The sequence below is a fragment of the Paenalcaligenes suwonensis genome (assembly GCF_011290505.1).
Taxonomy (GTDB): Bacteria; Pseudomonadota; Gammaproteobacteria; order Burkholderiales; family Burkholderiaceae_B; genus Paenalcaligenes; species Paenalcaligenes suwonensis.
The window spans coordinates 204,144-225,292 of the sequence record NZ_JAANPV010000003.1; the positions used below are offsets into that span (position 1 = coordinate 204,144).

Annotated in this window: 17 protein-coding genes and 1 other RNA gene; all 18 read right to left on the reverse strand. The window is 51.0% G+C overall.

What is annotated here, in order from left to right; all coding sequences use genetic code 11:
• Positions 1–35: 35 nt before the first annotated feature.
• Positions 36–2,033: a DUF4139 domain-containing protein gene (locus GY634_RS06210; protein WP_166407680.1), complete on the reverse strand. Its 1,998-nt coding sequence runs from the start codon at positions 2,031–2,033 to the stop codon at positions 36–38.
• A gap of 193 nt (positions 2,034–2,226) precedes the next feature.
• Positions 2,227–2,590, reverse strand: a transfer-messenger RNA (tmRNA) gene (ssrA, locus tag GY634_RS06215).
• 71 nt (positions 2,591–2,661) lie between these two features.
• Positions 2,662–3,174, reverse strand: coding sequence for a hypothetical protein (locus tag GY634_RS06220; protein ID WP_166407681.1), 513 nt, complete (start codon positions 3,172–3,174; stop codon positions 2,662–2,664).
• Positions 3,175–3,612: 438 nt separating this feature from the next.
• Positions 3,613–4,404 carry a DeoR/GlpR family DNA-binding transcription regulator gene (locus tag GY634_RS06225; RefSeq protein ID WP_278249018.1) on the reverse strand — a complete coding sequence of 264 codons (792 nt, stop codon included), beginning with the start codon at positions 4,402–4,404 and terminating at the stop codon, positions 3,613–3,615.
• Between the two features lie 203 nt (positions 4,405–4,607).
• Positions 4,608–5,885 carry a Zn-dependent hydrolase gene (locus tag GY634_RS06230; RefSeq protein ID WP_166407683.1) on the reverse strand — a complete coding sequence of 426 codons (1,278 nt, stop codon included), beginning with the start codon at positions 5,883–5,885 and terminating at the stop codon, positions 4,608–4,610.
• Positions 5,882–7,252 carry a dihydroorotase gene (locus GY634_RS06235; RefSeq protein WP_166407684.1) on the reverse strand — a complete coding sequence of 457 codons (1,371 nt, stop codon included), beginning with the start codon at positions 7,250–7,252 and terminating at the stop codon, positions 5,882–5,884. Before GY634_RS06235 ends, GY634_RS06230 begins: the two co-directional genes overlap by 4 nt.
• 24 nt (positions 7,253–7,276) lie before the next feature.
• Positions 7,277–8,644, reverse strand: coding sequence for an amidohydrolase family protein (locus GY634_RS06240; RefSeq protein WP_166407685.1), 1,368 nt, complete (start codon positions 8,642–8,644; stop codon positions 7,277–7,279).
• An 88-nt stretch (positions 8,645–8,732) separates the two neighbouring features.
• A complete protein-coding gene (locus GY634_RS06245) occupies positions 8,733–9,638 on the reverse strand; it encodes a polysaccharide deacetylase family protein (RefSeq protein WP_166407686.1) in 906 nt (301 codons plus the stop codon).
• Entirely contained in the window at positions 9,625–10,155 is a 531-nt protein-coding gene (locus GY634_RS06250; RefSeq protein WP_166407687.1) for an ureidoglycolate lyase, read from the reverse strand. The genes GY634_RS06245 and GY634_RS06250 overlap by 14 nt, the downstream gene beginning before the upstream one ends.
• A complete protein-coding gene (locus tag GY634_RS06255) occupies positions 10,145–10,819 on the reverse strand; it encodes a GntR family transcriptional regulator (RefSeq protein WP_166407688.1) in 675 nt (224 codons plus the stop codon). Before GY634_RS06255 ends, GY634_RS06250 begins: the two co-directional genes overlap by 11 nt.
• A gap of 88 nt (positions 10,820–10,907) precedes the next feature.
• On the reverse strand, positions 10,908–12,467 hold the full coding sequence (locus GY634_RS06260) for an amidohydrolase family protein (protein ID WP_166407689.1): 1,560 nt from the start codon (positions 12,465–12,467) through the stop codon (positions 10,908–10,910).
• Positions 12,464–14,062 (reverse strand): ABC transporter substrate-binding protein, encoded by a 1,599-nt coding sequence (locus GY634_RS06265; protein ID WP_166407690.1) that lies wholly within the window; start codon positions 14,060–14,062, stop codon positions 12,464–12,466. The genes GY634_RS06260 and GY634_RS06265 overlap by 4 nt, the downstream gene beginning before the upstream one ends.
• Positions 14,063–14,091: 29 nt before the next feature.
• Positions 14,092–15,687, reverse strand: a complete 1,596-nt coding sequence (locus tag GY634_RS06270; protein WP_166407691.1) for an ABC transporter substrate-binding protein — start codon at positions 15,685–15,687, stop codon at positions 14,092–14,094.
• A 22-nt stretch (positions 15,688–15,709) separates the two neighbouring features.
• Entirely contained in the window at positions 15,710–16,690 is a 981-nt protein-coding gene (locus tag GY634_RS06275; RefSeq protein WP_166407692.1) for an oligopeptide/dipeptide ABC transporter ATP-binding protein, read from the reverse strand.
• Positions 16,687–17,676 (reverse strand): ABC transporter ATP-binding protein, encoded by a 990-nt coding sequence (locus GY634_RS06280; protein WP_166407693.1) that lies wholly within the window; start codon positions 17,674–17,676, stop codon positions 16,687–16,689. The genes GY634_RS06275 and GY634_RS06280 overlap by 4 nt, the downstream gene beginning before the upstream one ends.
• Position 17,677: 1 nt before the next feature.
• On the reverse strand, positions 17,678–18,574 hold the full coding sequence (locus tag GY634_RS06285) for an ABC transporter permease (protein WP_242683623.1): 897 nt from the start codon (positions 18,572–18,574) through the stop codon (positions 17,678–17,680).
• Positions 18,574–19,488 carry an ABC transporter permease gene (locus GY634_RS06290; protein WP_166407694.1) on the reverse strand — a complete coding sequence of 305 codons (915 nt, stop codon included), beginning with the start codon at positions 19,486–19,488 and terminating at the stop codon, positions 18,574–18,576. Before GY634_RS06290 ends, GY634_RS06285 begins: the two co-directional genes overlap by 1 nt.
• Positions 19,485–20,966, reverse strand: coding sequence for an ABC transporter substrate-binding protein (locus GY634_RS06295; protein WP_166407695.1), 1,482 nt, complete (start codon positions 20,964–20,966; stop codon positions 19,485–19,487). The genes GY634_RS06290 and GY634_RS06295 overlap by 4 nt, the downstream gene beginning before the upstream one ends.
• Positions 20,967–21,149: the final 183 nt, after the last annotated feature.

The following is a 21,149-nucleotide window of genomic DNA, read 5'->3' on the forward strand; positions in this document are numbered from 1 at the left end:
CGAGGCTGCTGTCATACAGCCCCGCTGACATGCTTCTACAGCTTACTTAGCGCTTCTTGGAATTTCTTACGTGCTGCTTGCCACACTGCATCCTGCTCCAGTGCTTGCTTGCGCAATTCGGCAATTCTGTCTTCCAAAGCCTCTAGCTGTTGTGCAAAACGCTGACCCAAATTGCTTTGATCACTCACTGCAGCTAGGTTTTCACGTACGCGCTCCTGCTCTGAGACTTGCTCATCCAATAATGCACGTGTGTGTTGCCACTCTTGTGCCGCTACACTTTGTTTTTCACGTAAGGCAACAAGCTCTGGCATAGCCGCTTTCCATTTGGCATTTAACCCGCCCTGATTCCAGTTATACAGTACGCTCTCATCCACCTCATCCAACCTAAGCTCTTCAGCATCCAGGCGACTAAAGGTGGCCTGCACTTGTACCGTTTCCCCTGCGGGAACCGTGACTCTTAAGCGGTAACTCTGGCTGGTTTGCTCTGTAGTAGCTGAGCTAGAAAACTCCCACCCTTCTTGTCGCGGCATATCAATAATGACCTGACGCGCCTCTTTCGCAGCACCCTGTACGTTATACGTCCAGAGCTGGCTTTGTTTCCATGTACTGAGCACCACCCCATTGGCCACTTGGGTTTGCGTGATTTCACGAGCAGAACTACGCTCTTGATGAACTTGTACTTTGTTATCCCTAGCAAAGTAAATCAAACGCGCCTCACCACTGGGCAAGCCCGTTAGTTGCGCATCACCAATATGACCTAACTGGCGATCAAACACAGTGATAATCCCAGGCGGCAAACTACTGTCTAAGGTATTTTTCAGATAAATCGCTGCACTAGGATGCGGGCTGTTTTGGTTCTGAAAATAAACAGACACGTCCTCGGCTTGTACCTGCTGGTCCTGGAAAGGCACGGAAATAGTTTGGCCACTTGCCGCATTCACGGGATTAGGAATGGTAAAACGCACAACCGTTTGGCCTTCATCCGCAATGGCTGCTACACCGCCAGCCACACCAGCCGAAGCCCCACTACGCTGCCTGACCCTATCGCTCATGTCCATGCTGCGATCTTCTCGCATCACCATCTTAGCGGCCGCTATAGGCGCAGGCGCAAAATTGGCAACACTAGCCCCAAAGTTATCCGGTGCCGGCGCTGTACTGCTACCTACCGCAACAGGAAGTTCAGGGCGCGTATGCCAATACTGTTGCAACAAGGCTTGCTGATACACCACGGGCGACCCCGAACTCAGCGTTAGACTAATATCCCTCCAGTCCTCCCCCGTCGTGTTTTCTACAACGGCCCATGCCTGCAGACGCGCTTTATTCTCGTTGTCTAGCAACAGCCTATAGGTAGTTTTCCAGATGGGTGCCGCGATGAGGTAGCGCAACTCTAGCTCTTTGGCTTTGGTTGGCGCTAAAGAAAGATGCAACTCTCGGCTGTTGTCGTTGGTTTGTCGTGCCAAAATTTGGCTAGCTTGCTGTAACTGTGCCTGAATACGGGAATCCAGTACTTGCAAGCTGCTGTCAGGGCCTAGCTCTACCGTTTGCACTTGCCCTTCTGCACTCAGTAACGACAGGGAATAAACCGTTTTTTGATCCTGTTCCTGAACATCTACACCCAATAGCGTGCCTCGCACACTACGCCCTTGCGAATACGCTTGTACCTCTACCCCACGCAAGCTACTGGCCAAGGCATGAATAGAGCTAAGACTAGATTCGTTAAAAGGCAATCCTGCCAAACTGCTGTCTAGTGGCGCTTTACCCGCCAAGGTTAGGCTTTGAATACGTTGTTCTGCATCGCTGATCAACAAGGTCTTAAGCACATCATCAACTTGATCCAACGGCACGGTTAAGCTGACTGGGCCTTGCTCAGGAATGTTGACTTGGCGTACTACTTCGGCAATCCCTGCTGTAGACAGGCTAATTTCACGTATAGAATCAGCCCACGTTGTACCTCCCCACAAGCAAAGACCAAGAGTAAGACCTAACTGAGTGGTAGTGCGAAGCCTAGCAATAGACAAAGGTAAAGCGGACATAAACGTATTCCTAACAAGCAAGAAACAAGATAGGAACATTATGTAGTATTGAGCGGCACAGTGTCATGCTGCAAGGTAAGTAAAGCTAACACTATTGGCAGGGGGAAAGCGATATCACACGCCACCCACAGGCACAAAAAAGGGCCAGACTTTCGTCTGACCCTTTTAACTACGCTAGCAGCGTAGTATGTACTGGTGGAGCCGGCGGGAATTGAACCCGCGTCCGCAAGCCCTCTACAGGCAGTTCTACATGTTTAGTTGATATATTTTAGAATTTAACCTCGGATTATGCCCATCAACAGGCCTTTCCTTAGCGATTCGCTTAGATTTAAAACTTGATTGAGCGAACCAACCAAATTCGATTTCTTGTAAGTGACGCTGCTGTTAGTTGCCTAACCTAACCCAAGAACAAATTAGTGCAGCGGCAAAGCCGCTTAAGCGGCTAGTGCGAAACGCTCTTCGTTTGCGTTTAAAGTTTTCCAGTGGATTTACGAGCTTACTGGTGCTCGACATGCCCTGCTCTGCTTCGCGACCCACGTCGAAGCCAGATCGGCCCCAAATGTTCGTTTATGCAGTGTGTCTAGTATACATGGTTAGCGCTGCTAGCACCAATGCCGCTGCAATTTTTTTACTCTGTTGCCGTGCTGTTTTCTTGCCATTCCAAGCCAGTCATTTCCCATGCATCGCTGTCTTTCATATAACGCACGCTTGCTGTGAATATCGCGTTGTCGCTACGACCTGTTTCAATGATGACACGATCAGCAGGGGCTTGAATAATGAACTCGCATGCTCTGACCATTTTAGATTCGTGCGTAGGCACAAAAGCAAAAGATAAGGTCATGTCTGCTTTGCTGGCTTCACGCACCAAAATTTGCGTGGCTTTGTACGCTTCCAATACATCTGTGCAGCGCGTTTCTTGTGCGGCTAGAGTGCGCTCTTGCTTGGCTTCTGGGCTGTCGTAATACAGGTTGTACCAAAACACACACAACAATAACGCTACGGCAGCAACACCACCTTGGGTCCACGCGCGCTTACGTTGTTCAGCATTTACATCGGCCACACCAAACAGGATACCGCCAGAGCGTATCAACACGTAGATGGAATACAACCCTACTGCGCCCGCCACAATTAGACCAATCATAAATCACCAAAATTCAAAAAAGGAATCGTAGCAGATAGTGTACCTGCGCCTTTGTCTGTACCACCACTCCCACATCTTATTCTGCGGTTTCTTGCGCCAGCGCAAATAGTCCACCCCCATAATGGGGTGATTATTGCGATAATACTTAAAAATAGTTACAACTCTTTTAAGTGTCAAACGTTAACGAAAGCAAAGTTTTCTGATGTAATACAAACATCTACCAATGCAACTTTATGTAGACTTTTGTAGCACTTGTGGACCTATGTAGCACCTTAGTATTTATTGCCCAACTTGGACAACATAGTTAAATATTTGAGGGACCCCATGATTGATCTTTACTATCTCAGCACAGATCTGCTCCCTGCTATTCTGATTGCTTCTGGCTCAACAATTGTTCTAGTGTTATTGCTTAGCCGGGATTACTGAGTACGATCAGGCTCACATACTGGTATTGGCAACCTGTACAGCAACATTTGCTTGCTTCATCGCATCAGCGAGCCAACCAGGCAAGGCTTCATTACAAATGAAGCCATCAAATGCTATTGCTTTGCATACCCGTATATTGGCTTTAGCGTCCTGCCGGATTTGAGAAGATAAAGCGATCACTTTATCGGTTTGCTCAATGACCCCCTGCGTTAGTGCCACCTCGCTTAGATCCTCTTGCATGACGGTGCCTTCTTCATCAAAAGCTTGCACACTCATGAACGCAATATCGTAGTGAAACATACGTACGATATTCATCACTAAGTCGCCATGCGCAATAAAGACATCGCGCTTAGTTAAGCGTTTCACTGAGCCACCGGGGATAATGGCCTCAATCGCAGGGCTGGCACTTAAGCGCTGAGCTATATCTAAATTATTACTAATCACTCTGCAACGCGTCTGGCTGGCCAACAATGCTGAGGCGACGGCACTACTCTCTTCGCCCGCGTCCAAATAGATAGTCATGCCTGGCTGTATATGCGCTACGGCCAACTCTGCCAAAGGCCGAATAGCGCATGCCCGCTCAACCGGTAATTTCTGGAAAGTAATGGCTGCCTTCATCGCGCCGCCGTGGCAGCGCTGCACCAAACCACGCTCAGCTAAATAGCTGAAATCGCGCCGTATGGTTTGCTGGGATGTATTGAAATGCGCAGCCAGTGCCTCGATCGTTACATAGCCACGATGTTGAATCATCTCCAATATGCTGGCACGACGATGATTTAACGAGGGAGGAACAACAGGCAACATAGCAAACCCAGATCTTCAAAATGGACAGGCCTATTCCAACCCGCCTCTTGCTTAATTCTCTACAGAATAGCATCAGGGTTTACATTCAACTTCGCCAATCTAGCGCCAACATCCCTTACTCTTTATGTAAATGCCCCCAGAATCATCGGCTTGTAACGTGCTTACTGCTGCCGAAAAGCATTGCGTATCGGCAGCATTTCTCTCTATTTCTGATTAAACACATGCTGATCTATGGTCTGTATGCTTTGCAACAGCACCTTTAGCCCCGCTTCCATATGCGCTAGCTGTATACCCTCTTCGGGGCAGTGGCTACGGCCATTCAAGCACGGAATAAACACCATGCCTGCTGGCGCAATACCCGCCAAATACACGGCATCATGCCCTGCTCCGCTGGGTAAGCGTAAAGAGGGATAACCCAGTACTCCAGCCGAGTGCTCAATCCTATCCACTACCTCAGCATCAAAACGGGTGGGTTTACCGTGACTGACTGATTCGGTGTGCAGTTGTAGCCCCAGAGCCTGCAACTCTGGCTGTAGCATGCTAAATAGCTGTTCGCCATAATGCTCTACCACGTGGTCTTCATTGCTACGTATTTCTAGCATGAGCTCTACCTTGCCCGGCACCGCGTTAGAGGAATTGGGCATAACGGACAAATACCCCACGGTAGATACCACATAGCGCTGTTCAGAGTTCATCTGTATGGCTTTCTGCTGGGTAGCTTGTATCAGTATGGCGGCCCCAACCAGTGCATCTTTACGGTGATCCATAGGGGTAGTGCCTGAATGATCAGGCTGCCCAGTAATGACGACTCTAAAGCGTCGTATTCCCACTAAGTCGGTCACTACACCAATAGGAATATCTTGGCGCTCTAGTACAGGCCCCTGCTCGATGTGCAGCTCCACAAAAGCATGTAAGTCACCCGAGCTATATAAAGGTTGTGTGAGTTGCGTTGGGTCTCCGCCCACTAATGTGATCGCCTCGGCCAAGGTACCTGCGCCCGAAGCTCGCTGCGCCAGCATGTCAGCACTTAACGCGCCTACCATGGCTCGACTGCCTACGCACGACACACCAAAATCGCTAGGCTCTTCAGACAAAAAATCCACCACCTCAAAAGGGTGTTCTAACTGTTGATTGCTATCGTGTAAGGCGTGAGCAACTTCTATTCCCGCTAGCACACCAAGAATACCGTCGTACCTACCGCCATCAAACACCGTATCCGAATGCGAGCCTGTCATGATGGGTTTGGCATGGGGTTGCGTCCCCTCTAAACGGCCTATCAGATTGCCACCACTGTCTATGCGTACCGACAAACCTGCTTGCTGCATTTGCTCGGTTAGCCACTCACGTGATGCCATGAAACGTGGGCTAAACGCCCTACGTGTCCAGGGGCGATCCGGGTCAGTAAAGGTGGACAGCGTTTCTAAACGCTGCCATAAACGTTGACTGCTTAACGCTTGCATGGCTGTAAGGGTGTGACTCATACAGTGCCCCCTGCTCGATGCGGCCGAATAAACTGCCCATCACCAGCGTGGTTGCGTACAGCAACACCATCCCACACCAATTGGCCTCGTAAGAAGGTAGCCGCCACTTTCACCATGAATTCGCGCCCTTCAAACGAGCTCCATGTCACCGCAGACAGGCTCTTGGCTGGGTCAAACACATAACGCTCTTGATCCACAATCACAAAATCGGCATCTGCCCCTGGATTCAAATGTCCTTTACGGTGTTCTAACAAGAAGTGTTTGGCAGGGCCCTCACACAGCAGTTGCACCACCATCGTGGGTGACAAACCATGCTCTATGCAGCCTGTCCATAAAGCTGGCAATAAAGTTTCCAAGCCCGGACCACCAGAGGAATTCTTAAACACATTGGGGTCTGATTTACGTTCTAAGCCCCAGCTCACGTGGTCAGAAGAGACGAAGGTGCATTCCCCATTGCCTATGTGAGTCCACAGTTTTTCTACTTCTGCTTTGGGGCGAATAGGTGGGTAATGCTTGGTTAAGGCACCAAAGCGTTTAGTGTGTTCCTCGTGATTTAGCATTAAGTATTGCACGCAGGTTTCTATGCTGGCTGCTGTACCTGCTTGCTTATACATATTGCAAAGCTCAAAACCACGCGACAGCGATACGTGTACAGCGTGTGCTCTAGCCCCCGTTAATGCCCCTAACTCGTAAATAGTGGCCGTTGCCAAATTCTCTACTAGCGGTGGATGAGCACGTAAAAAGGCATCCCAACCCGTATCACCTTCTTCAGTCATGCGCAGAATGTTTTTACGTGTGATCTCCTGATTCTGATTATGCACCCCACACGCCAACCCCGACGGGGCGATTAGCCTAAATGCTTCGTACAACACGTCCTCCTCTACACGAGGAAAACGATTAGGGCTGGCTTCGAACGTAGAAAACTTAAACGCGCAGGCACCACCCTCAATCAAGCCAGGTATAGCTTCTAAACCATGTTCGTTATTTAAGGTGGCGTAAGCCGCCACATCCACATGACTGTCTTTTTCTATCAGTTGGATTTTTCTATCCAACTGGGGGCGTGAGGCCACGGGTTCGGGATCGTCATACGGCATTTCTACCATGGTGGTAATGCCACCTGCTGCTGCCGCTCGCGACGCCATTCCTATGCCTTCTTGATTAGCTTGGCTACCCGAGTGCACTTGCCCATCTAACACGCCAGGAATCACCCAGCGCCCTCTGGCATCCATAAACTCACGTGCAGCCGGTCGATTCGCGGCATCGCCAGTGGCTACAACTTTACCATCACGCACGGCAAACCAACCATCAAAGCGTATGCGGTCTGCGCCCACAATATTGCCTTGTACCACCAAATCAAATTCACTCATTGTTGTCTCCTAGTTTCTGTGCGCTTAACGAGGTGCTCGTAGTGAAGGCAAGGCTTTATTGCTGGCCAGCAAACGCTCCCACGCTTGCGCTGTTGCATTTTCGGCCTGCTCTAATACCAACGCCTCGTCCATGCTTACTACCTTGCCGTCACGCATTAAGAATTCCCCTTCGACAATGACGGAGTCCACCACACCTGGATCGGCGTAATGCACAATGTTCGAAACAATCTGGTTTACAGGACGCATACGAGCATGCGCTAAGCTGATCAACGTCATGTCCGCCAGTTTACCTACCTCAATAGAGCCCAGTTCATCCACACGCCCTAAGGCCTGCGCCCCATTACGCGTGGCGCAATTCAGAATTTCTTGTGGCTGAGGTGTTACGCCACCTCCGGCACTCCCCCTATGCACCACAATGCCAAACTGCATGGCTTTAAACATGTCTTCAGTCATGTTGTCGGTACCAAAAGCAATGTTTACGCCTTGCTTCATGGCATAACCCACTTTCACCTGATGCGGACCACGTCTGGAGGAGTTTGCTGGGCAATGTGCCATGTGCACGCCTTGACGGGCCAAAATATCAATGTCTGCTTCAGTGCAGTGTGTCCAGTGCGCCGCCGTTAAATCTGCATCTAGCCAGCCCTGATCCAACAAATACTCCACCGACGTTTTGCCCGTCAGTTGGTGTATTTGTTTCAGCTCAGCGCGCGACTGCGCCAAATGCACGTTACGCTTCACATTATGTTTATGCGCAATATCCAGTAGTTCTTTTAGCATCCACGGTGAGCAATTGTCGGGAGCATGTGATGCTACCTGACATTGGATACGCCCACCTTTGGCACCGTGATAACGCTCAATTAATGCCTCAGTACGGTCTAGGTATTGTTGGCCCCAATCTCGCTCATAGTGGTATTCGCCAGAGGCCATTTTTAAGTTATGCGCATCCGCCCCCAACTCGCTAAACACCACACGCAGTCCAGTATCGACCACAGCATCCGCATAACTGCCTACAAAACGACTGGAATCGCTAACGGTAGTGGTGCCTGAACGTAATGCCTCTAAAGCCCCCAGCCTTGCCATCGCAGCACGCTCCTCTGGGGTCATGATGAAGGTGATAGGCCCCATATAGCCATAGATCACCTCGCCCATATAGTCTTCAATGGTGCCGCGCATAACGGTAAGCACTAAATGCGTGTGCGAGTTAATAAAACCAGGCAACAACGCTTTGCCTGTCGCATCAATACGCTCTACTGTGGGGTAACGCGCCAGAATATCGGCAGAGCGCCCTACCGCAGCAATTTTTCCATCTACTACGGCCACAGCCCCATCATTGATAATCGTGCCCTTCTGGTCGCACTGAACTAGTGTTGCTCCGTGAATCACATATGTCATGGTTGTCTCCTTTTTTAGGGCGCACGTCACCCTCCCGCTTTTTTGGGGATATCAGTTCATCAAAAAGAATCAGTACTGCGAGGAAATCCTAGGAAGGGGGATGCACTGTCATCCAGTGCCGTGCAATGTCTGCACGTCTACACACCCATACATCCTGTTTGGTGGCGATATGGTCTAAGAAACGGGCTAACCCCGCCGCTCTCCCTGCGTGCCCCGCTACGCGTAAATGCAACCCCACCGACATCATGCGCGGGGTATGTGCCGATTCCTCGTAGAGGAAATCAAAAGCATCACGCAAGGCCGTATAAAAGTCAGAACCAGACGCTAGGGCACCACGCATGAATTTAGTGTCGTTATTCACCAAACTGTACGGCACCACCAAATGCGAGCGTTGCTGCACATTCACCCAATACGGTAGATCATCGTTGTAGGCATCTGAGTCATACAGCAGCCCCTCTTGCTCCACCACCAACCGGCGGGTGTTTGGACTAGGACCATAACGGCAATACCAGCCTTCGGCAGGTCTACCCAAGCTTTGCTGTATCAATGCCAAGGCTTGCTGTATGCGCGAACGCTCTTCATCCATCGCTAAACCCTGATGATGTTCCCACCGCAAACCGTGCGCACAAATATCGTAATTACGTTCATTAATTCGCGCACACGCCTCTGGGTGTCTCGCCAACGCCTGGGCACAGGCCATTACCGTTGCTGGCATATTGCGCTCTGCCAACAACCTATCCAAACGCCAGAAGCCTACGCGGCTGCCATATTCAAACATGGACTCCGCCGCCAAATCACGCTGCCCAGCCACTCCTGCACCACCTTCGGTTAACGCGGATTCGGTAATGGCATCACCATCTACCACAGACAGTTCAGCGCCCTCTTCAAAGTTCAGGCAGAAATTAATAGCTAGACGCGCACCACCCGGCCACTGTGCCTGTGGTGGTGTTGCACCATAGCCGATGAAATCACGTACAACCTCATGCTGGTTCATGTCCTTTGGCCTCCCGTAACACCCCCGACTGGTCATGAATTTCTATGGGCTGTGCCAAATCCATGAACACGTCGTCTTCCCCTTTACCTGTTAGGCTCATCACCACAATAAAATCGGCCTCATCATCCAAGATGGTCAACCCGTGGTGCCACACATTACGGGCATAACACACGCCCTGCCCTGGGCCTGCGGCAAACACCTTTAGGGTAGAGAGGTCGGGGTTACCATCTGCCTGCGCTGCACACACCACCACCAAATGCCTAAATTCGCGTGTAGGCAAAAAGGTCTGGGCCGAATAGGGGTGACGTTCTAAATGGCGCACCAACATGGGTAAATCGCGACGTCCTTTCACGCGGCGCAACCACAAGCTGGGCGAGGTTAAGTCGCAGGCTCTATCAAAGGCCTCTGGCACATAGTGCCTGCCTGGTACTCCGCCATACTCAATGACCCGACCATAGGGGCGGAACATCTCTGCGGATAAGGGCTCTACTTGTACTGCACGTAATTTATCGGTCATGTTGTATGCCCACTCCAAAAGCAGCTAAGAACCCATCACGTATGTTGTCCAAGTGCTTCAACACGCTGGTATGTACGGCCTCGCGGTTGCGATCTATCATGGCCTGCACAATGCTTAAGTGTTCGTCATCGGCATGGTCGCCTCGACCCGGTACTCGCTCGATGTTGGACACACGTATACGTTTTCTGGCTTGGTCAATCACATCAGCAAGCGAACGGTTGCTGCAAAACTCGGTGATCAGATCGTGCACGTCATCCCCCTTACGCCAGCTTTCAGGACCACCTTGGTCCATCACATGGGGGTTGCTCAACTCTTCTCTCAGGTTATGTAAGCGTTGTTGGGGAATTCGCTCGACTGCCAACATGGCAGCTTCTGGCTCCAATAAACGCCGTATATACAGCAGTTCTAGAACCTCTCCTACACCGATTTCCCGCACCACCATTGCACCATTGGCTAAACGTACCAAGTAGCCCTCCCCCAACAGTCGGCTTAATGCGCTGCGTAGTGGAGTGCGTGACACACTCAAGGCCTCTGACAACCGGCGCTCATCCAACACATCGCCCGCAGCGAGTTCGCGATTTTCAATCCAATTCAACACATCGCGATACGTACGCTCCGTCGCGCTTAAGGCTGCTGTCGGCACAATTTTGGTTTTTTCACTCACTACTTTCTCTCTTTTTCTTGAGGTCCCATTGAACCTGGGAAATTATTCTGATCTGTCTCTGTCAGCCCCACTGCCCTGATTCTCCTACTCAATCAATGGCACGATAAGGCCAGTGTTTTTTTCCACAATCTGCACAATAGTGCGCATAAAACTGCTGCACGTGCGGTAATAACGCCTCGGAGAAGGCCTGACGTTCGTGCTCTGCCGGCGTCAATGGCTGCTTCAATTGATCTGCCAACGCTTCCAAAACGGCCTGCTGATCCACCTTAACAAAACGTTTATCCGCGTAAATCACCTGCCCGTTTACCATCACGGTTTCCACAGCATTACGCTGTGCCCTATGTAAGATGGCATCCACCACGCTTACTACTGGATCCAAATACGGATAGCGCAATAACGCATCGTTAAGCAGCACCACATCCGCCGCTTTACCAACCGCCAACACACCAATATCTGCCGCAAAAGGCGTGCTGTTCGCGCCCCCTTCGGTCGCCATCTGCAAGACATCTTCTGCCGTAGGCACATCAGAAGGATCCATACCTGAAACACGATGCAAATGCTTCACCAAGCGCATCTCTTGCAGCATGTCACGGTCTTCATTAATACCAGCTTCATCAATACCCAGCGCAACAGAAATACCGCGTTTCTGGAACTGCCGCCAAGGAGCGATGCCACTGCGCAAACGCAAGTTTGAACTGGCATTGGTGCACACCCCCACACCACGCTCGGCCAATAAATCCAGCTCGTCTTCTTCTAGCCATACGCCATGCCCTAACGTCATTCTGGGATTTAGCAAGCCAAACTTATCCAGATACTTAACGGCAGAACCTCCGGTGCGGCGTCGAGCATACTCCCACTGATAACGTGTTTCCAGCAAATGCATATGCATACACGCTTGGTGCGTTTCCGAACACGCTGCCACACGTTCTAAGGCCTGATCGGAACACCAATGCAAGTTTACTGGTGCCAGCTGTATACGTGCCAAAGGATGTTGTTTATAGCGCTGATGCAGCGTCTCGAATAGACTAAAGTTGTCTTCTAGCGGCATGTGCTGTGCGCTAGACCACTGCCTGAAGGCATCACCCAGCCCCGCAGGCAAACGCTGAGCAAACTGGTCGTCTGCTTCGTACACCAAACGGTTTTGATCCCGTAAACCATAGGAGTACGACACCCGCATACCCAGCTTGGCATAGGCCCCTATTACCGTATCTGCATAAGCACCAATTTGACTAATAGGCGGTAACACCCTGCCATGCAAATGCTGCACGGTAGTCACCCCAGAGGCCACCAGCTCGAATGCTGAATACAACGTATCGAGTTCAGGGTCTACTGTTCTAGCACGTAGTCGATGTGCCAACCACAGCTCTAATGGCAAATCGGGAGACCCCAACTGAAACGGCGTCACCCCTACATGATGGTGGCCATTCACCAAACCAGGAATCACTACATGGCTACCATCGCCTACAACTTGAGCCTCTGGATAACGTGCTCGTAACTGTTCCCAAGGGCCTAGGGCGACAATGCGCCCGGCCTCTTGGTACAGCGCAGCATTTTCCAGTAGCTCTACCTGATCGCGCCCCGTTACCTTACAGATGATGTAACGTCCACGTACCAGTGAGGCTGATGAAAAAGTCTGTGCAGTCGTCATTTTTTCTTAACCGTTTCCAAATGCCATGCCAAGCCAAAGGCGGAAGGTGTCCAGCTTTTTACCCTTGGCCCCACTGCAGTGACCTCATAACGCAAGGCCACTGGATAACTATTAAATTCACCATAGAGTTGGTGATTCAATTGCTTCAATTCCGCATCCAGTTCTTCTAAGGTAGTGAGCGAAATCAACTTATCCCATTCCGCATCAATTTTTGGCAGGTTCCAATAGCCTTGGATCAGACCACCTTTTTCTTGGCTAATGATTCCCACACGCAGTGCTGGAATCACAGACGGTCGTGGCGCACCGGCATCCAAATACAGGTGAGCACCGTAATTGGTTTCCCATTGCTGTGGGCTTGAGGCATAACGCGGTCTAAACGCTCCAAACTCCATAGGCGTCACTTCCGTTTTGAAACCCGCAGCACGTAAGTAACCGTCCACCAAATCCATAATCTCTGGTGCTTCAGGCATGGCATTAGTACGTACTGACCACAGTTTTACCGGCGTACCGTCATAGCCAATTTTCTTCAGCAACTCTGCAGCACGTTGCGGATCATACTTATAGGGCTCAAGTGCGGGGTCATACCCCAGAGAACCTTCTGTCCAGTAAGCTGTTGCTAAGCGTTCGGCCGTACCTTCGGGGTAGATGCTTTTCATGATGGCATCCATGTCGATGGCTCGCACCAGTGCTTCACGGAAGTCTTGCTGATGACACAGCATTTCTTCCTGCCAGCACCCGTAGAACGATAGCCCTCCTTTAGAGGACCCACGGTTAGTCAAAATATCCAGCTTGGCTGCTTTGGCATCAATCACCTGACGAGGATCAATAAATGCCATGTCGGCTTCACCGGCTCGCACCATAGACAAACGTGTGCTGGCCTGACTACGTGGAATTAACCGTAACTCTGCAAAATCAGGAATACGGGTTGGATCCCAGTACGACTCATTGGCTGTCAGCAACATATCAACGCCGCGATTAAACTCGGCGAACTTCCAAGGCCCTGTACCAATAGGCCCTGCAATCATCTCAAACCCCTCTGCGGTAGGCTTAAAGTTGTGGCGAGGTAGTATGCGAATGTCGCCATCACGCGCGCTTAGCACGGCCATAAAAGATGGATCCGGCTCTTTTAACACTATCTTAACGGTGAGATCATCCTCGGCTGTCACCGTGTCTATCACTTGCAGCAAACGGCAAAACGTGCAGATGGCATCCTTTGCCACATAGCGCTCACCCAAGCTAAACACCACATCGTCTGCGGTGAAAGGCTTGCCATCGTGCCACAGCACATTAGGACGCAACGTAATGGTGAAGACTTTAGCACCATCATCCATCGTCCACGATTCAGCCAAACCACGCTCGGCCGCTAGTTGACCATTAGGCGCCGTCCCAATTAAGGGTTCATTGGTGTGACCGGTGTACTGCAAGTCTTGCGTAGAGGTTTTGCCCATATCCAGCATTTCTCTACCAAAGTTAGGTACCACTACCGTTAGCGTACCTTCGGGTGCAGCCACCACAGGCGAAGTCTGTACCAAGGCTCCCAGCGTCAACACCGTAGCCCCTAACAGCTTGCTCAACATATTCAGATTCGTATTCATTTGTCTCTTCCGTATCGTTGATTTTTGGTTTATTGCGCATCATTGCGACGTACGGTTTCAAGGTGCCAAGCAAATCCATAAGGGGTAGGCGCCCAGCTCTGTACACGCGGTCCAGCTACCGCTACTTGGTTACGCATCACTACGGGGTGGAAACTGTATTCGCTGTAGACCTGACGGTTAAGGTCTCGTAAGGCCACATCCAGTTCTTCCAATGAGGTCAAGCTGCTCAGGTGATCCCATTGCTGATCCATCCACGGCATATTCCAGTAGCTTTGAATCAACCCTCCTTTTTCATGGCTGATCATGCCCACCTTAAGATTAGGCATGATGGTGGGACGCGGACCTGCACCATTTAAGTACAAATGTGCCGCGTAATTGGTTTCCCAGCGCTGAGGGCTGGAAGCATAACGGGGGCGAAATGCCCCAAACTCCATTGGGGTAACTTCAGTTTTAAACCCTGCTGCACGCAAGTAACCATCCACCAACTCGATAATCTCAGGAGCTTCTGGCATGGCATTGGTGCGCACTGACCACAACTTCACTGGCGTACCGGTATAGCCAATTTCTTTTAGAATCTCGGCCGCACGAGCTGGGTCATACGCATAGGGTTTGAGTGCTGGATCATCACCTAGCGACCCTTCTGTCCAATACACCGTTGCTAAGCGCTCCCCCGTTCCTTCGGGGTAAATGCTTTTAATTACGGCATCCATATCAATGGCTTTCACCATGGCTTCCCTAAAAGCCTGTTGGTGACACAACATCTGCTCTTGCCAGCACCCATAGAAAGACAACGTGCCCAAGGCAGAACCTTTAGCCACCAATACATTCAAGCCTGCATTCTTGGCCTCTATGACTTGGCGAGGGTCCACAAATGCCATGTCTGCTTCACCTGCTCGTACCATGGCCAAACGTGTGCTGGGCTGACTACGTGGCACTAAACGTAGGGTTTCAAAATCGGGGACGCGATCAGCATCCCAGTATTCCGTATTCGCCGTCAGCAGCATTTCCATGCCGCGCTCAAAGTTTTTGTATTTCCATGGCCCGGTACCTATAGGGTCACCGACCATTTCATAGCCGCCCTCTACCTTCTGATAACCATGACGAGGCAACATGCGGATGTCGCCATCCCGGGCAGTGAGTACGGCTAAGAATGCAGGGTCTGGCTCTTTAAGCATGATTTTCACCGTGTGATCATCTACCGCTTCCACTTGCTCTACTTGCTCTAACTGCTTGCAAAATGTGCATACCGCATCGGGCGCCACAAAACGCTCGGTCAAACTAAACACCACATCGTCTGCGGTGAAGGGTTTACCATCGTGCCACTTCACCCCCTCGCGCAAATTCAGTGTGTAGGTACGAGCGTCTTCACTCATGGACCAACTTTTCGCCAACCCGCGCTCCGCCGATAGCTTTCCATCCACATCTGCCCCAATTAAGGGTTCGTGTATGTGGCCGGTATATTGCAAATCTTGGGTAGAGGTTTTACCCAAATCCAGCACCTCACGGCCAAAGTTAGGCACTACTACGGTCAAGGTCCCTTCGGGGGCGGCTTGCACCACCGTAGCCGTCATAGAAAGCCCCGCTAAAAACAAGGCGGCTGATAGTTTTTTAAATGTCATTGTCATGTTGTCTCCCCTGCCATACTGATTAGGACAGTGCGCTGCCCTGTATATCGCAACGGTGGCAAGCCACCTCGTAATCCGTAGCCACCGGCAGCAGCTCTGGACGTTCTTGCCAGCACTTCTGCATCACTACGGCACACCTTTCTGCAAACATGCATCCTGCTTTGCTCACTCCAGGTGGCGGGCTATTGTGCAAAGGCGCAGCCGAGGTAATATCACCTGGCTTACGTATGCGCGCCGCCTCTATTAACCTCGCGGTGTAGGGATGCTTAGGGTCACGGAACAACGCTTCCGATTCGCCCTGCTCTACAATGCGCCCCTTGTACATCACCACCACACGCGTGGCTAAAAATCGTACTGTGGCCAAATCGTGAGAAATCAGCACATAACCCATACCCAAAGACTGCTGCAAGTCTTTAAGCAGGTTCATGATCTGTGCACGTACCGACACGTCTAATGCCGAAACAGGCTCGTCCAACACAATGGCTCGCGGGCGCAATGCCACCGCTCGAGCAATGGCAATACGCTGACGCTGACCACCGCTAAACTCATGCGGGAAGTTATTAGCAGCCGCTTTTTCCAGACCTACTTCGTCCAAACTTTGGTACACAGCACGATCAATATGGGCTTTATCAAAGCCATTAATCAGCATGGGTTCCGCAATAATGTCGTAGACCCGCATGCGTGGATTCAACGAGCTCCATGGGTCCTGAAAAACGGCCTGCACACCTGATCTATACCGTCTACGCAGATCCGCATTCGCACCGGCAAGGTCCTCCCCCTCGAAGTACACCCCACCCGCACTCAGTTCCTCTAAGCCCAATAGCATTTTGGCAGTAGTACTTTTTCCGCAGCCGGATTCTCCCACCACAGCCACCGTTTCTTTACTGGCTACAGACAGCGAGATTTCTTCTACTGCGCGTATCTCAGCCCCTTTAGTAAACACGCCTTTACGTCGGTAGGTTTTTTGTAGTTTTCTACCTTCTAGCAACGCGACTTGAGTCATAACGCCTCCTCGTACAACCAGCAACTTACTTTTCGGTTTCCTATCTGCACTTGCTCGGGACGCTCTTGATGACAACGCGCCGTTGCCTGTGGGCAGCGCGGTGCAAAAGCACAACCTGGTAAGGGAGCAAACACCGATGGCGGCTGCCCTTCTATAGAGAACAAGCGCTCATCCCTACTGGATACATCGGGCACTGATTTCAACAACGCTTGGGTATACGGGTGTAAAGGCTTATCGAACAGCTCGCCAGTTTCTGCCAGCTCTACGATGCGCCCTGCGTACATTACCGCAACCCGATCACACATTCGGGTTACCACACCAAAGTCGTGCGTCACCAGCAAAACACCCAACCCTGCCTCGTTTTGCAATTGTTTTAACAGTGCCAAAAACTCTTCCTGCACAGTCACATCTAATGCCGTGGTAGGCTCGTCGGCAATAATGACTTGGGGATTCCCCGCCATCGCCATCGCCCCCACTACACGCTGTCGCATGCCGCCACTGAAATGATGCGGGTAGGCTTTTAAGCCCTCTGCTGGATTAGGAATACGCACCTTCTCTAGCAGCTCACAGGCCGCCGAATGCAACGCCTCACCCTGCAATTGCCTATGCAGTATCAACGCTTCATTCATCTGCTCGCCAATGGTGAGTACCGGGTTCAACGCTCGCATAGGGTCTTGCAGAATCATGGCAATATGCTTACCCCGGTAGGAGCGCAATTCGTCATCGCTCATCTTGAGTAAATCGTTGCCATTAAAGAGAGCTTTCCCCCCCGTTACTTTAGAAGCCGGTTGCGGGTTTAATCGCAGTACCGATAAGCAGGTCAAACTTTTCCCAGAACCCGACTCGCCTACCAAACCTAAGGTTTGGCCAGCGTACAGCTCGAAGCTCACATCGTTTACGGCATAGCCCACACCACGTTTGCTGTAGAGCCGTGTTTGTAAATTTTCTACCGCCAAAACAGGCGCTGATTTATGTTGTGTAGTCATGTCAGATATTCCGCAACTGAGGATCAAGCACGTCACGCACCCAATCGCCTACTAGGTTGTAGGAGAACACCACAAACAAAATGGCTAACCCAGGCATAGTGGAAATCCACCATGCTGACTCCACATAATCCAAGCCTTCAGCAACCATCCCACCCCATGTAGGAGTAGGCGGTGGCACCCCCGCCCCCAGGAAGGTCAACGAGGCTTCAACGATAATGGCCCAACCCACCTGCAGCGTTGCCAATACCAACAAGGTGTTCGCGACGTTGGGCAAAATGTGTCTAAACACAATACGGAAACCACCCGCACCCGCTACTCTGGCCAACAACACAAAGTCTCTGTCTTTAAGCGCGAGCACATCACCCCGTACCAAGCGGGCAAAACGCGCCCACAACACCAACGCCAGCACAATCACCACCACCCAGAAGCTAGGGCCTACAGTGACGGCCAATACCAAGGCCAACAAAATACTAGGAAAGGCCAAGAAACCATCGGCGGTACGCATAATCAAGGCATCTACCCAGCCACCACGGTAGCCAGCTAATAACCCCAACCCCGTTCCCAAAGCACCACCCAACACAATGGTCACAATGGCAATACTGAGGGACACCTGTGTGCCTAAAATAATGCGGCTAAGTACATCACGGCCTAAACGATCTGTGCCTAATGGGTATGTCCAATCCCCACCCTCTAGGAACACCGGCGCACGCAATGCGGCAGCAGGGTTAATAGCCAGTGGATCATGCAAGACTAAGTAGTCCGCAAACAATGCCACCAACATCGTGATCAGCACCATCAACAACCCCACCCACGGGGCTTTGCTTTGCCGTATCTGCGTGATGATTTTTCGTAGTCGGCCTACAGGGGCCGTATTTTGAGTAATAGAGGCTTGCATCATCAGCTCCGTACACGTGGATCAATCAGGCCATAGGCCAAATCCACCAAAAAGTTGATACCCACAATTAAAACGGTGTAGACCAGCACCGACAGCTGTAGCACAGGGAAATCACGCCACAACGTCGACTCATAGGCGAGATACCCCAACCCTGGCCAACCAAACACCACCTCAATTACCACCCCTGACGCGATAATCACGCCGTACATAAAGCCAATGAATGTGACAACAGGAATCAACGCATTACGCAACGCATGTTTCCACACCACTTTGTTTTCTTTCAGGCCTTTGGCACGCGCCAACTTCACAAACTCGGCACCCAATACCTCTAACATCGAAGAGCGCAGCAACCGTACAATCCCGGCACTAATACTCCAGCCCAACACTAGACTAGGCAGTACAAAGTGCTTCCACGAGCCTGCTCCCGAGCTGGGCAACCACCGCAGATGCACTGCAAAAATCAGTATCAACATCACACTTAGCCAGAAAGCCGGCGTAGATTGCCCCAACAAGGCAAAGCTCATGCTGAACTTATCCCACCCTTTTCCTCGGTTGGTGGCCGCTAATACTCCTAGCGGAATACTAATAATGATGGCAACTAACAACCCCGAGGTCGCCAAAATCAGCGTGCGGCCTATACGTTCAAACACCAGTTCTGTAGCGGGAGCCCCCGTTCGTATAGAACGCCCGAAATCCCCTTGAATCGCATCACCCAAAAAGATCAAATACTGCTGAGCAATAGGTTTATCCAACCCCATACGCTCTATGTATTCCGTACGCTCAGCCGGTGTAGAGTCGGCCGGCAACACCAAGTCAGCAGGGCTACCAGAAGAACGCGCCAATACAAAAATAATGAGGCTAGTCATCAATACCGTCATGAACGCCTGAAACAGACGAACCAGAATTAACTTAATCATCGTCGCTCCCCTTCTGTAGCGAACTGATGTGGTGGTGCCATCTGGGTATCCAGCTTTTTCACACCACTCAGATCTATGCCACCACTGGGATGTGGTGTGAACCCTGTGACCAGAGGCGACCAGCCCACCATATTGTCCATGGCGAATAACGAGAAAAATGGCAGCTCCGCCTGAACCTTATGTTGAATACGTGCATAACTTTGGCGGCGTTTCTGGCCATCTACCTCCCCCCTAACACCATCAATCAAGGCATCCATTTCTGCGCAGGTATACCCCCCCGCATTAAAGCCACCTTGACTATGCAACTCGCGCCCCAACAACGTATCCAGATGCGGTCTAGCGGGCGTTCCTTGCAAACAAATATCCCAACCACCACGCAGATACATATACGGCCACCATGGTGGGTCGTCATAGCCAGTGAACTGCACCGTTAGCCCTACAGCACGCAAGTCGTTACCTACGTGTTCCGCCACCAGCGAGAAAGGCGCTGTATTGGTAGTCACCATACGAAACACCTGACTGCTATCAATACCCGCTTCTGCTAATAACTGACGAGCTCGCTCTGGTTTGTATTCAATAGGGTCTGTGGCGACAAAAAATGGGTCTGCTGCAGCTAACATGCCATCCACCACCTCACCCGAACCACCAGTGACAGCCTGCATTAAGGCTTCGCGGTTCACTGCATGCGCCAACGCCAAACGCACCTTAGGGTCTTGCAATACGCTGCCCGCACGGCAGTTGAAATACATCACACTGCGATGCTTAGAGGCTGTTAACTGAGCATGTAATACGCCATCTGCTTCTAGCGCTGCCGCAGCAGAGGTGGGCACACTTTCTACTATGTCTATATCGCCTTGCCGAATGCGGGCTAAACGCTGCTCTACTCCGGGGGCGAATTCCAAATACACTTCGTCCACATCAGGCGCAGCATGTGGCCCCTGATAACCATCAAAACGGCTGAGCAGTACGTGGCTTCCTCGTTGCCATGCTTGCAAGCGCAATGGCCCTGTGCCACAGGGCTGATCATAGGTGTCGTCCACGATGTAGGTACGCCATGCCAAGTTCGGCAGAAAAGCCTCGTTAGGACGTTTCAACACGAACTCTAGTTCATGGTCATTCAGAACATGAATGGCTTCAATATCCTGATAATCACGCGTCAGCAGACTATCTACTGCCCCACTGAACAAGCGTGTAAAGTTCCATGCCACTTTGCGCGCATCACAGGCGCTGCCATTGTGAAACGTCAACCCAGGACGTAGCTGAAAGCGGTATCTGCACAAATCGTCTGACACGCTCCAACTTTGCGCCAAATCGGGCACCAACCTTCCATCAAAATCCTGCTTCAGCAAACCTTGGCAGGTGAGGCGCAAAATAGCCGTAGAACTGCTTGAGTCTGAGTTAAACCCATTGGGTACCAACGCTATAGTTTCGTGCTTAAGCAATACCCTCAAACGGCGTGCTTTTTTGTCTCTTTCCATCCTTACTCCCCATCGCACTTTCATGTATTTTCTTGGTATACCAAGATTACACCAAAAAAATTTGAGCTGGAAAATAAAACGGATCAGGAAAACCCTTACCACACATAACCTATTAATTATTAACAAGTTCCCATGACTAACAAGCACGACAACCGCGTTAAAAATAGGCGAAAAAAAAACGCC

Coding starts and splice junctions, on each gene's coding strand:
- GY634_RS06275 (WP_166407692.1), bottom strand. CDS start 16,690: ATGACTCAAGTCGCGTTGCTAGAAGGTAGAAAACTACAAAAAACCTAC.
- GY634_RS06220 (WP_166407681.1), bottom strand. CDS start 3,174: ATGATTGGTCTAATTGTGGCGGGCGCAGTAGGGTTGTATTCCATCTAC.
- GY634_RS06250 (WP_166407687.1), bottom strand. CDS start 10,155: ATGACCGATAAATTACGTGCAGTACAAGTAGAGCCCTTATCCGCAGAG.
- GY634_RS06295 (WP_166407695.1), bottom strand. CDS start 20,966: ATGGAAAGAGACAAAAAAGCACGCCGTTTGAGGGTATTGCTTAAGCAC.
- GY634_RS06290 (WP_166407694.1), bottom strand. CDS start 19,488: ATGATTAAGTTAATTCTGGTTCGTCTGTTTCAGGCGTTCATGACGGTA.
- GY634_RS06265 (WP_166407690.1), bottom strand. CDS start 14,062: ATGAATACGAATCTGAATATGTTGAGCAAGCTGTTAGGGGCTACGGTG.
- GY634_RS06285 (WP_242683623.1), bottom strand. CDS start 18,574: ATGATGCAAGCCTCTATTACTCAAAATACGGCCCCTGTAGGCCGACTA.
- GY634_RS06225 (WP_278249018.1), bottom strand. CDS start 4,404: ATGTTGCCTGTTGTTCCTCCCTCGTTAAATCATCGTCGTGCCAGCATA.
- GY634_RS06280 (WP_166407693.1), bottom strand. CDS start 17,676: ATGACTACACAACATAAATCAGCGCCTGTTTTGGCGGTAGAAAATTTA.
- GY634_RS06260 (WP_166407689.1), bottom strand. CDS start 12,467: ATGACGACTGCACAGACTTTTTCATCAGCCTCACTGGTACGTGGACGT.
- GY634_RS06245 (WP_166407686.1), bottom strand. CDS start 9,638: ATGAACCAGCATGAGGTTGTACGTGATTTCATCGGCTATGGTGCAACA.
- GY634_RS06270 (WP_166407691.1), bottom strand. CDS start 15,687: ATGACAATGACATTTAAAAAACTATCAGCCGCCTTGTTTTTAGCGGGG.
- GY634_RS06230 (WP_166407683.1), bottom strand. CDS start 5,885: ATGAGTCACACCCTTACAGCCATGCAAGCGTTAAGCAGTCAACGTTTA.
- GY634_RS06210 (WP_166407680.1), bottom strand. CDS start 2,033: ATGTCCGCTTTACCTTTGTCTATTGCTAGGCTTCGCACTACCACTCAG.
- GY634_RS06235 (WP_166407684.1), bottom strand. CDS start 7,252: ATGAGTGAATTTGATTTGGTGGTACAAGGCAATATTGTGGGCGCAGAC.
- GY634_RS06240 (WP_166407685.1), bottom strand. CDS start 8,644: ATGACATATGTGATTCACGGAGCAACACTAGTTCAGTGCGACCAGAAG.